The 11,097-nt window shown below is 67.6% G+C and carries 10 protein-coding genes; 6 read left to right on the top strand and 4 right to left on the bottom strand.

The genetic code is table 11. The features are described 5' to 3' along the window. Positions 1–62: 62 nt before the first annotated feature. Positions 63–1,304: a 5-aminolevulinate synthase gene (gene hemA / locus AAHM44_RS23790; protein WP_342251541.1), complete on the bottom strand. Its 1,242-nt coding sequence runs from the start codon at positions 1,302–1,304 to the stop codon at positions 63–65. A gap of 232 nt (positions 1,305–1,536) precedes the next feature. Between hemA and AAHM44_RS23785 the strand changes: the two genes are divergently transcribed. Beyond that, complete coding sequence (locus AAHM44_RS23785) at positions 1,537–1,707, top strand: hypothetical protein (RefSeq protein ID WP_269573887.1); 171 nt, start codon at positions 1,537–1,539, stop codon at positions 1,705–1,707. A gap of 219 nt (positions 1,708–1,926) precedes the next feature. Here AAHM44_RS23785 and murI read toward each other — a convergent pair whose 3' ends face one another. Both murI and AAHM44_RS23775 read right to left on the bottom strand, forming a co-directional pair. Continuing rightward, a complete protein-coding gene (gene murI, locus AAHM44_RS23780; RefSeq protein ID WP_269573886.1) occupies positions 1,927–2,724 on the bottom strand; it encodes a glutamate racemase in 798 nt (265 codons plus the stop codon). A 183-nt stretch (positions 2,725–2,907) separates the two neighbouring features. After that, complete coding sequence (locus AAHM44_RS23775) at positions 2,908–3,639, bottom strand: EF-hand domain-containing protein (protein ID WP_342251540.1); 732 nt, start codon at positions 3,637–3,639, stop codon at positions 2,908–2,910. 173 nt (positions 3,640–3,812) lie between these two features. Between AAHM44_RS23775 and plsY the strand changes: the two genes are divergently transcribed. From plsY to yghU, 4 genes are all read left to right on the top strand, one after another. Next, positions 3,813–4,403 carry a glycerol-3-phosphate 1-O-acyltransferase PlsY gene (plsY, locus tag AAHM44_RS23770; RefSeq protein WP_446746020.1) on the top strand — a complete coding sequence of 197 codons (591 nt, stop codon included), beginning with the start codon at positions 3,813–3,815 and terminating at the stop codon, positions 4,401–4,403. Continuing rightward, positions 4,396–5,481: a DNA-processing protein DprA gene (gene dprA / locus AAHM44_RS23765; protein WP_342251538.1), complete on the top strand. Its 1,086-nt coding sequence runs from the start codon at positions 4,396–4,398 to the stop codon at positions 5,479–5,481. Before plsY ends, dprA begins: the two co-directional genes overlap by 8 nt. Continuing rightward, a complete protein-coding gene (locus AAHM44_RS23760; RefSeq protein ID WP_342251537.1) occupies positions 5,478–5,696 on the top strand; it encodes a hypothetical protein in 219 nt (72 codons plus the stop codon). The genes dprA and AAHM44_RS23760 overlap by 4 nt, the downstream gene beginning before the upstream one ends. A gap of 67 nt (positions 5,697–5,763) precedes the next feature. After that, positions 5,764–6,657 carry a glutathione-dependent disulfide-bond oxidoreductase gene (gene yghU, locus AAHM44_RS23755; protein ID WP_342251536.1) on the top strand — a complete coding sequence of 298 codons (894 nt, stop codon included), beginning with the start codon at positions 5,764–5,766 and terminating at the stop codon, positions 6,655–6,657. Here yghU and AAHM44_RS23750 read toward each other — a convergent pair. Beyond that, positions 6,654–8,186, bottom strand: coding sequence for a DUF4403 family protein (locus AAHM44_RS23750; protein WP_342251535.1), 1,533 nt, complete (start codon positions 8,184–8,186; stop codon positions 6,654–6,656). The genes yghU and AAHM44_RS23750 overlap by 4 nt on opposite strands. Before the next feature lie 130 nt (positions 8,187–8,316). Between AAHM44_RS23750 and topA the strand changes: the two genes are divergently transcribed. Beyond that, positions 8,317–10,881, top strand: a complete 2,565-nt coding sequence (gene topA, locus AAHM44_RS23745) for a type I DNA topoisomerase (protein WP_342251534.1) — start codon at positions 8,317–8,319, stop codon at positions 10,879–10,881. Positions 10,882–11,097 lie beyond the last annotated feature (216 nt).

Genomic DNA, 11,097 nt, shown 5'->3' with positions numbered 1-11,097 from the left:
CCCCCCCCCACCCCCCCCCCCCCCCCGCCCCCCGGCCCCCCCCCCGGGGAACAGGAAGGAAATCACGCCGCGCGGCGCAGTTCCAGGCGGCCCCAGATCTCGACCAGCGCATCGACCAGCTCGCGCATCATGCTCTCGTCATGCGCGGGGCCGGGCGTGAAACGCAGGCGCTCGGTGCCGCGCGGGACCGTCGGGTAATTGATCGGCTGGACGTAGACGCCATATTCGGCGAGCAGGATGTCGCTGATCTTCTTGGCCTTGACCGGATCACCGACCATCAGCGGCACGATGTGCGTGGTCGATGGCATCACCGGCAGCCCGGCCTCGGCCATCATCGCCTTGAGCTTGGCGGCCGCGGCCTGCTGGCCGTCGCGCTCTTCCGACGAGCCCTTGAGGTGGCGCACGCTGGCCAGCGCGCCGGCGACGAGCACCGGCGACAGCGAAGTGGTGAAGATGAAGCCCGGCGCATAGCTGCGGATCACGTCGATGATCATCTGGTCGGCCGCGATATAGCCGCCCATCACGCCGAACGCCTTGCCGAGCGTGCCCTCGATGATCGTCAGCCGATCAGCCAGGCCTTCCCGGTCCGAGATGCCGCCCCCGCGCGGGCCGTACATGCCGACGGCATGGACCTCGTCGAGATAGGTCAGCGCATTGTACTTGTCGGCCAGGTCGCAGATCTCGGCGATCGGGGCGATATCGGCGTCCATCGAATAGACCGACTCGAAGGCGATCAGCTTGGGGACGCCCGGATCGTCCGCCGCGAGCAGTTCCTCGAGATGCGCCAGGTCATTGTGGCGGAAGACGCGCTTCTCACAGCCCGAATTGCGGATGCCGGCGATCATCGAGGCGTGGTTGAGCTCGTCCGAATAGACGATGCAGCCCGGCAGCACCTTGGCGAGCGTGGAGAGCGTCGCTTCGTTCGAAACATAGCCCGAGGTGAAGAGCAGCGCGTTCTGCTTGCCGTGGAGATCGGCGAGCTCATGCTCGAGATCGACATGGTAGTGCGTGTTGCCGCCGATGTTGCGCGTGCCGCCCGAGCCCGCGCCGACGTCGTGGAGGGCTTCCTCCATCGCCGCGATCACCTTCGGGTGCTGGCCCATCGCCAGATAGTCGTTCGAGCACCAGACGGTGATCGGCTTCGGGCCGTTATGGCCGGCGAAGCAGCGCGCATTGGGGAACATGCCCTTGTTGCGCAAAATATCGATGAAGACGCGGTAGCGGCCCTCGGCATGCAGCCGGTCGATCGCGGACGTGAAAACCCGGGAATAGTCGACGGGCGCTGTGCTGTCTGCGCTGTGCATAACGTGTTCCTACCGCCAAAGTCCGGCGATTTCCAGTTGGACATAATGCCTAATCGGACCGGAATTTAGCGCCTTTGATCCAAAGCAAAATCCGGTTTGGACGGAATTGATATGCGTTGGTTCGGAAGTCGATCCCGCTGTGGTACATTGATCCCATCGCGGGCGAGTCGGCACCCAAGCATAGCCCGCGGCTGAGAGACTAGGGCTCCCGCTTGCGTATGGAGCATCCGCAATGAGCGCGAGAGACATAGAATATTACCGGAAACGCGAGCGCGAGGAGCGCGAGCATGCGGCGCGCGCCGACGACACCACGGCGCGGCGCGTGCACCAGGAAATGGCTGAACGCTATTCGGCGCGGCTGCGCGACATGGTCGCGACGGTGCCGGTGGCGCAGCAGGCCTGAGGGCGGATTCCCGGAGGCCTGGCAGCTAGCGCCGGCCCGGATGTGTCCCTTATCCTATTCCGTCATCCCCGCGAAGGCGGGGATCCAGAGTCGCAAGCAAATGGTGCGCGGCACGCTTTGGTGTATCCGTTCAGCACAGGTCCGATTGCTTCCTTCGCCCGAACTACCCTGGATCCCCGCCTTCGCGGGGATGACGGTGTGATGGGTGTGCGGCCCAGCCTATAGCGACTCGACCACGCCCAGCCCGTAGCGCGCCAGCGCGGGGGCGAGCGCTTCGGTGCGGACACTGCGGGCAGTGAAGACCGCCTTGCCTGGAATCGGCGCGGCCGGCCATTCCTGCCCTTCCGTAAGATAGGCGACGCGGCGAGCGATGCCGGGACCGCCATCGACGAACCGGACCGGATGCGGCGCAGCGGCGGCGAGTTCGGCCTCGACCAGCGGGAAATGGGTGCAGGCGTTGACGATCACGTCGATGCGGTCGCCCTCCGGTTGGTCGAACAGCCCGTCCAGCACCGCGCGCATCCGCTCGGGCACCGGCGCCACCCCTTCCAGCGCTGCCTCGGCAATCTCGACCAGTTCGGCCGAGCCGTGGCGCAGCACGGTGCAATCGCCGGCGAAGCGCGCGGCGAGATCGTCGACATAGGGCTGACGGACGGTCGCCTCGGTGCCGAGCACACCGATCACGCGGCTCTGGCTGATTTCGGCGGCGGGCTTGATCGCGGGGACGGTGCCGACGATCGGCACGTCGAGCGCGGCGCGGACATGCTGGAGCGCGATCGTCGAAGCGGTGTTGCAGGCGATGACGATCAGGCGCGGATCATAGCGCTCCGCCAGTCGCCCGAGCAGCGCCGGCACGCGTGCGGCGATCTCGCCTTCGCTGCGGGTGCCATAAGGGAAGCCCGCCGAATCCGCGACATAGACCAGCGGCGCGTGCGGCAGCAGCGCGGCGGTGGGCGCCAGCACCGAAAGCCCGCCCATGCCGGAATCGAAGAACAAGATGGGGCGATTGTCGATCATCGCCGCGGGGCATGGCTCCGCAGCCGGTGAGCGTCAACCGCCCCGAGTTTCGGAAACACCCCCGAGGGGGATCTCATCTGGCCTCGATTCCCCAGACGCTGCGCGTGGCGCCTGGCCTTGAGGCAACTCAATCCTCCCCCGGAGGGGGAGGATTGCAGCACTACCGCGGTCGACGGGCTCAAATCAGTTGCGCGGCTTCCAGTTGGCCGGGATGCCCATGGCGAGGACCATCGGGCGGCGCGTGGCGATATATTCGTCCTTGCTCACCTTGCCGTCGCCATTGGTGTCGAAGCGGGCGAGGAACATCCGGCCGCCCTGCTCCGCCCCGACATCCTTGCGCGGGCCGTTGTTGACGCTGACCGAAGCGCGCGGCGCTTCGTTTGCCTCGAGATAGCCCGACTTGTCCTTGTCCATCGTCGCGAAGCTCTGCGCGAGATAGGCCGTGGCCTGCTCCGGCGTGGCCGGCACGAACGGCCCGTCATACATCTTCATCTTCTGCTGGGGCGCCTGCGCGCTCTGCTGCGGTGCCGGGGCGCCGGGCAACGTGAGGGCCAGCGCGGCCGCCGCGATCGTGATGCTCATTGCAATTCCTCCAATCCACCACCGGCGCCTTCCGCCGGAGACGGGACCGGCATGCAGCGGCCGGGACGGCGCGGCGAGGTCCGGCGCATGGGGTACCAGCGCCTGGGACCCGGACTGCGACTCTGCCTGGACGAGCAGCCGCGCCGCCTGGAGCGAGGAGGAGAGGCCGAGCTTGGTGCGGGCCATCTTGAGCCGCTTCTCCACCGCGTGCGGCGAGACGCCGAGCTCGATCGCCATTTCCTTGGCGGTCTGGGGAAGCAGGCGGCGGCGCAGGCATTCCTTTTCGTTTTCGGTCAGCCGGCTGATCGCCGCCTGCATTCGCTCATCCAGCACCAAACGCTCCCCGACACCCGCAGCACCCACGCACTTCGTCGCGCCACGCTAGGGCAAAGTCGAGTTTCGCCCAAGTCGGAGCGATTGGTACCCCATCCACATTGCGCGGCCGTGGCCAGCCACTATGTTGGCACCGGATTGGGGGAGCGGATTTCTTGACCTTCGAAACTGCCATCGGCCCGGCCGGCGTATTGCTGCTTGGTTATCTGCTCGGCTCGATTCCATTCGGCCTGTTGCTGACGCGCTTCTTCGGCGCGGGCGACCTTCGCCAGATCGGCTCGGGCAATATCGGCGCGACCAATGTGCTGCGTACCGGCCGCAAGGGACTGGCGGCGGCGACGCTGCTGCTCGACCTGGCCAAGGGCGCGGCGGCGGTGCTGATCGCAGGCGCGCTGATCCCCGGTGGCGGTGTGCTGGGCGGCCTGGCCGCGTTCATCGGCCATTGCTACCCCATCTGGCTCAAGTTCAACGGCGGCAAGGGCGTGGCGACGATGATGGGCGTGGTGCTCGCGCTCCACTGGCCCTCGGGCATCGTCTTCGCGGCGGTGTGGCTCGGGCTGCTGGCGGCGCTGCGCATTTCCTCGCTCGCCGGCATGAGCGCGGCGATCAGCGCGCCGGTGAGCGCGGCGTTCTTCGGGCGGATCGACCTGGTGCTGATGCTGCTCGCGCTGGCGATGATCGTGCTGTGGAAGCACCGCGCCAATATCGACCGGCTGCTCAACGGCACCGAACCGCGCGTCGGCGGCAGCAAGAAAAGTGCCTGACAGGCGCGAGGCACAGCTCAGGCTGCTGCGCTCCGCCAATATCGGCCCGGTTACCTATCGCCAGTTGATCGCCCGCTTCGGCAATGCCGAGGCGGCGCTCGATGCGCTGCCCACGCTTGCCGCCCGGGGCGGTGGGCGCGCGCCGGTGATCGCCGATGCGGGCGCGGTGCGGCGCGAGATCGCGACGGTCGAGAAGCTGGGCGCCCGCTACCTGTTCCTGGGCGAGGACGACTATCCGCCGCTGCTCGCCGAGCTCGACAGCGCCCCGCCGGCGCTGATCCTGCGCGGGCGGCTGGCGCTGCTCGATCGGCCGGCGGTGGCGATCGTCGGTGCGCGCAATGCCTCCGCTGCCGCCTGCCGCTTCGCCCGGCAGATCGCGCTGGGACTGGCCGAGGCAGGGGTGACGGTGGTCTCCGGGCTGGCGCGCGGGATCGACACGGCCGCGCATATCGGATCGCTGGGCGGTGGCACCGTCGGCGTGATCGCCAGCGGGATCGACATCGCCTTTCCGCCCGAAAATGCCGAGCTGCAGGAACGGGTGGCGCGCGACGGGCTGCTGCTGGCCGAGCAGCCGCCGGGCACCGAGCCGCTGGCCCGCTTCTTCCCCTCGCGCAACCGGATCATCGCCGGGCTGGCGCTGGGCACGGTGGTGGTGGAGGCGGCACCGCGATCGGGCTCGCTGATCACCGCGCGGATCGCGGCCGAGGCGGGGCGCGACGTGATGGCCGTCCCCGGCTCGCCGCTCGACCCGCGGGCGCAAGGCTGCAACCTGCTGATCCGCGAGGGCGCGACTCTGGTGCAGGGCGTGGACGACATCCTCGAGATGGTCCGCCCGATCGATCCGCGCGCGGTGCGGGCTCCGGCCAGCGGCTGGCAGGGTCCGCCGCCCGAGGACGCAAGCGATGCGGACCGGCGCGTGGTGGCGGGGCTGCTCGGGCCGGTTGCGGTGAGCGTGGACGAGCTGATCCGGCAATCGGGGTTGGCCCCGGCGGTGGTGCAGACCGTCCTGCTCGAACTGGAGCTGGGCGGGCGGCTGGAGCGGCACGGCGGCGGGCGCCTCAGCCTGATTTCCGCATGATCTATGTGGCTTTCGCCTTGCTGCTCGTGTTCACGGGCTTTTTCGTAGGCGAGACCATGGTCTCCCTGCGTCGCGGCGCAGTTCACAACCGTGGGCAGCGCTATGGCCGGCGGGAGCGGCCGATCCTGTTCTGGTCCGGCATTTTCGCATGGGTCCTGAACGCATCCGTGGGCGCCTTGTTCTTCGTAATGCTCGCCCTGTCGGAACCGCGCTGATTTCGCCCTAGCAAGTTTCGGGACCGTTCCTACATCGCCGCGGCAACCTCTCCCCAAGGAGCCCGACATGGCCGACGCACCCGATCCCGCCAACAACCAGCCCGCCGGCTATGTCCCGCCCAAGGTCTGGGTTTGGGAAGCCGGCAATGGCGGCGCCTTTGCCAGCATAAACCGGCCGGTCTCGGGCGCGACCCATGAGAAGGTGCTGCCGGTCGGCGAACATCCGATCCAGCTCTATTCGCTCGGCACGCCCAACGGCCAGAAGGTGACGATCATGCTCGAGGAGCTGCTCGCCGCCGGCCATGCGGGCGCCGAATATGACGCCTGGAAGATCAATATCGGCGAGGGCGACCAGTTCGGCAGCGGGTTTGTCGGGATCAATCCGAACTCGAAGATCCCCGCGATGGTCGATCATTCGGTGGACCCGACGATCAGCGTGTTCGAGAGCGGTGCGATCCTGGTCTATCTGGCCGAGAAGTTCGGTGCGTTCCTGCCGACCGACCCGGCCAGGCGCGCGGCGACGATGAGCTGGCTGATGTGGCAGATGGGCTCGGCGCCGTTCCTGGGCGGCGGCTTCGGCCATTTCTTCGCCTATGCGCCGTTCAAGATCCAGTACGCGATCGATCGCTATGCGATGGAAGTGAAGCGCCAGCTGCACGTGCTCGACACGCATCTGGCGAAGAACAAGTTCATGGTCGGCGACGACTACACGATCGCCGACATCGCGATCTGGCCCTGGTATGGCGGCGTGGCGCGCGGCGATGCCTATGCCGGCGCGGCCGAGTTCCTAAACATCGGCGAATACGAACATTTCAACCGCTGGGCCGCCGAAGTGGGCGAGCGCGAGGCGGTGCAGCGCGGGCGGCTGGTCAATCGCGGCAGTGGGCCCGAGGACCAGCGGGTGCCCGAGCGCCACTCGGCGGCGGATATCGATGCGGTTCGGGCGAAGATGCTGGCCTAACGGCCGACATACTCCACCCGCGCGGTCCCAGAGGCCCAGACGGGCAGGTAGAGCCCCTGCCCGCTGGCCTTGATCGCGCCGGTGCGGACATCGGCGATGTCGGCGCGAATCAGAAAGTCGCCGGCGCGCTTGCGGACGATCGCGCGGCGGACCTTGCCGAGCAGCTTCTCGAAGTCACGGGTGAAGTTCTGGGTGAGCTCGCCGGCCAGAACCTCGGACACCGCCGGCGCCTGGACAAGGCGGACGAGCAGGTCGCCGCCGATGCCGTCGGTATCGCCGTTCACCGCCAGCTGCTCGAAATGGACACGCTGCGAGCCCGGCGTGTTGACCGGCACTGCGGTGAGCCAGACCAGGCCGTGCGTCTCGGTGGTGCTGTTCTGTGGGCGCGCGGCGATGGTCAGGCCGACCGCGATGCGGCCGCCGGTGGTGCCATAGCCGGTGACCTTGTCGAACCGCGCCACCACCGGACCGATGCCTGGCAGCTCGAACGGGCGGACGGCGCGCTTGGCCAGCGCCTTTTTCAGCACGGGCTCGAGCTGGGCGTAATCGGCGATCACCGGAATGAAGAATTCGAGCTTCGATCCGGCGGCGTCATGGGCGAGCGGGGGCAAGGGGGAGGGATTCGGATCCTCGGGGCGCGGGCCGACAAATGTCTCGGTAAGCGCCGACAAACCGAGGCTGAGGCGCAGGCGATTGCCGGAAAGGCTGTACCCGCCATAGCTAAGCTTCTGCGGCGTGATCCGCATCCAGACGGGCGGGTTCTGCTCGTTCAGCTCGAGCGAGGTGAAGCTCTGCCGCCAGGCATCGGCGACGCGGGCGCGGATGTTCACCTTCGCGATCTCCTGCGGCAGCTTGCGCTCGAGATCGCGGACAATGGGGCCGAGCTTCTCGTCGGCCTTGTCGGTGAAGGTGATGCGGCGCCCGAGGAAATCGATGCCGGGCGGGGTGGTCCAGCTATAGGCGAGGCGGACGGTGGCGCGCGGCTGCCAATTGTCGGTGACAGACAAGCGGATGCGCGCGCGGACCATTGCCGATCCGGTCGCGGTCTCGCCCTTGAGGAAGCCGCCGACATGGCGCGCGGCGATATTGGCGCGGATCGGCACATCGGCGACGATGTCCCTGCCCTCGCCGCGCAGGCGGATGGCGGAGCGAGTGACGGTGCCGACCACGGTGCAGCCGAGATCGGGGCTGACCTTGATCTTCGCCTTGAACAGCTTGACCCGCTGGGCGGGCACGCATTTGTCGATCTGCTGGTTGATCGACCAGAGCGTGCGCGGCACCGCCTGCTCGATCGCGCGGCTGATCACCGAGACGTGGACGTCGAGCGGCACATCGATCGCGGAGACCTGCTTCGGTACCTCGACCTGATCGGAAGCGCGCGGCGGCGGCTCTACCTTCCCTTCGAGCCTGGCACGCAGCCAGAGATACCCGCCACCGACGCTGGCCAGCAGGAGCACGAGGATGCTTCCGAATATCCACCAGCCGCGATGCCCGCTGCGCGGCGGCGGCGAAACAGTCTCGTCGAGCAATCTTTGGCTCCCCCTGGACGTGCCGAAGTGATACCCGCGAAGCGTTACCAAGTTCCAGATCAACCGGGTTGACGGCCCCCGCCGCCGCTCCCCACCTTACACGCGTACACGTGAGGACCGCTTACCCCCCATGCAGCTCGTCATCGTAGAATCGCCCGCCAAGGCGAAGACCATCGAGAAATATCTCGGCAAGGACTATCGCGTCCTCGCCTCCTATGGCCATGTCCGCGACTTGCCCGCGCGCGACGGCTCCGTCGATCCCGAGGAGGGGTTCTCGATGGAATGGGAGACCTATGCCGACAAGTCGAAGCAGCTGAAGGCGATCGCCGACGAGGCGAAGAAGGCCGATCGCCTGATCCTCGCGACCGACCCTGATCGCGAAGGCGAGGCGATCAGCTGGCACGTCCAGGAAGTGCTCCGGAACAAGAAGGCGCTGCCCAAGGAAGTGGAGCGCGTCACCTTCAACGCGATCACCAAGCCGGCGATCCTGACCGCGATGGCGCATCCGCGCGAGCTGGATACCGACCTGATCGACGCCTATCGCGCCCGCCGCGCGCTGGATTATCTGGTGGGCTTCACCCTGTCGCCGGTGCTGTGGCGCAAGCTGCCGGGCGCCAAGTCGGCCGGCCGCGTCCAGTCCGTGGCGCTGCGCATCATCGTCGATCGCGAGCGCGAGATCGAAGGGTTCAAGCCGCAGGAATATTGGTCGGTCACCGCCGACATGGAGCAGGACGGCACGCCGTTCCAGGCCCGCCTGGTCAAGTACAAGGGCGACAAGCTCGACCGGCTTTCGATCGGCGACGGCAAGACTGCCGAGGCGGCGAAGAAGGCCGTCGAGGAAGGCCGCTTCACCGTGGTCTCGGTCGAGACCAAGCCGGCGATGCGCAACCCGGCCGCACCGTTCACCACGTCGACGCTGCAGCAGGAGGCCGCGCGCAAGCTGGGCTTCTCGGCCAGCCACACCATGCGGATCGCCCAGGGCCTCTACGAGGACGGCGCGATCACCTATATGCGTACCGACGGCGTCCAGATGGACCCGAGTGCGATCCAGGACGCCCGCAAGGCCGTGGCGGCGCGCTATGACGGCAGCTATGTGCCCGACAAGCCGCGCATCTACACCGCCAAGGCGAAGAACGCCCAGGAAGCGCACGAAGCGATCCGGCCGACCGATTTCAGCAAGGACCGCACGGGCTCGGGCGACCATGCCAAGCTGTACGACCTGATCTGGAAGCGCGCGCTCGCCAGCCAGATGGCCTCGGCCCGGATGGAGCGCACGACGATTGACCTGGAGGACGCGACCAGCCAGCACGGGCTGCGCGCCACCGGCCAGGTGGTGATCTTCCCCGGCTATCTCGCGCTGTACGAGGAAGGCCGCGACGACGAAGGCGACGAGGATTCGCGCCGCCTGCCGCGGATGAGCGAAGGCGCGACGCCAGCCAAGAAGGCGGTCAACGCCGAGCAGCACTTCACCCAGCCGCCGCCCCGCTTCAGCGAAGCCTCGCTGGTCAAGCGGATGGAAGAGCTCGGCATCGGCCGCCCTTCGACCTACGCCTCGGTCATCCAGGTGCTCAAGGATCGCGCCTATGTCCGCCTCGAGAAGAACCGCTTCTTCGCCGAGGAGAGCGGGCGGCTGCTGACGGCGTTCCTCGAGCGCTTCTTCCAGAAATACGTCAACTATGACTTCACCGCCGAGCTGGAGGAGGAGCTGGACGACGTGTCGGGCGGCCGCGCCCAGTGGCAGGCGGTGCTTGAGGCGTTCTGGAAGGACTTCAAGCCGCGTACGGCCGATGTGATGGAGCAGAAGCCGTCGGACATCACGGCTGCTCTGGACGAATTCCTCGCGCCCTATCTGTTCCCGGAAAAGGCGGACGGCAGCGATCCGCGCCTGTGCCCGAACTGCGGCAATGGGCGACTGGCGCTGCGCGGCGGCAAGTTCGGCGCGTTCATCGCCTGCTCCAACTATCCCGAGTGCAAATACACGCGGCGCTTTGCCCAGCCGGGCGGGGAGAGCGGCGAGGACAGCGGGCCGGAAGTGCTGGGCCAGGATCCGGACACGGGCCTGAACGTCGAGCGCAAGTCGGGCCGGTTCGGGCCGTACATCCAGCTGGGCGAAGGCAAGGAAGCGGCGCGCGCATCGATCCCCAAGGACGTCGAGCTCGACCTGGAGCTGGCGCTGAAGCTGCTCAAGCTGCCGCGCGTGATCGGCGACCATCCGGAGACGGGCAAGCCGATCACCGCGTCGATCGGCCGCTATGGGCCGTATCTGGCGCATGACGGGAAATACGCCCGCCTGCAGGGCACGATGGAAGTGTTCGAGACCGGCATGAACGCCGCGGTGGTCAAGCTGGCCGAAGCGGCGAACAATGCCGGGCGGCCGGCACGCGGTGCGAGCCGCGAGCCGCTCAAGGTGCTCGGCAAGCATCCGCGTACCGAGGCCGAGATCAAGCTGATGGACGGCCGCTACGGCGCCTACGTCACCGACGGCGAGACCAATGCCACGCTGCCCAAGTCGATCGACAAGGACCAGCTGACGCTCGAGGAAGCCGCCCAGCTGATCGATGCCCGCGCCGCGGCGGGTCCAGCCAAGGGCAAGGGCAAGAAAAAGGCCGCGCCGAAAAAGGCTCCGGCCAAGAAGGCGGCGGCACCGAAAAAGGCAGCGGCGAAGAAGCCGGCTGCAAAGAAGACCGCGGAATAATGGCCGTCATCCCGGCGAAAGCCGGGATCTCGTGCGGCTCTATTCCCGCCATCGCCTGATCCCCCGCTTTCGCCGGGATGACGGTGGTGGGACAAGGAGCTGATCCCCGGCGAAGGCCGGGGCCCAGGGCCACAGGCCGATCGAAAGAGAAAACCTGGGCCCCGGGGTTTGGCGGGGGGGCCGCGGGTTTGGGGTGTCGCCATAAAAAAAGCCCCC

Source organism: Sphingomonas sp. OTU376, from assembly GCF_038440415.1.
GTDB lineage: Bacteria > Pseudomonadota > Alphaproteobacteria > Sphingomonadales > Sphingomonadaceae > Sphingomonas > Sphingomonas kyeonggiensis_A.
The sequence above is the reverse complement of the archived record's forward strand: the minus strand, read 5'-3'. Positions and strand labels throughout refer to the sequence as shown.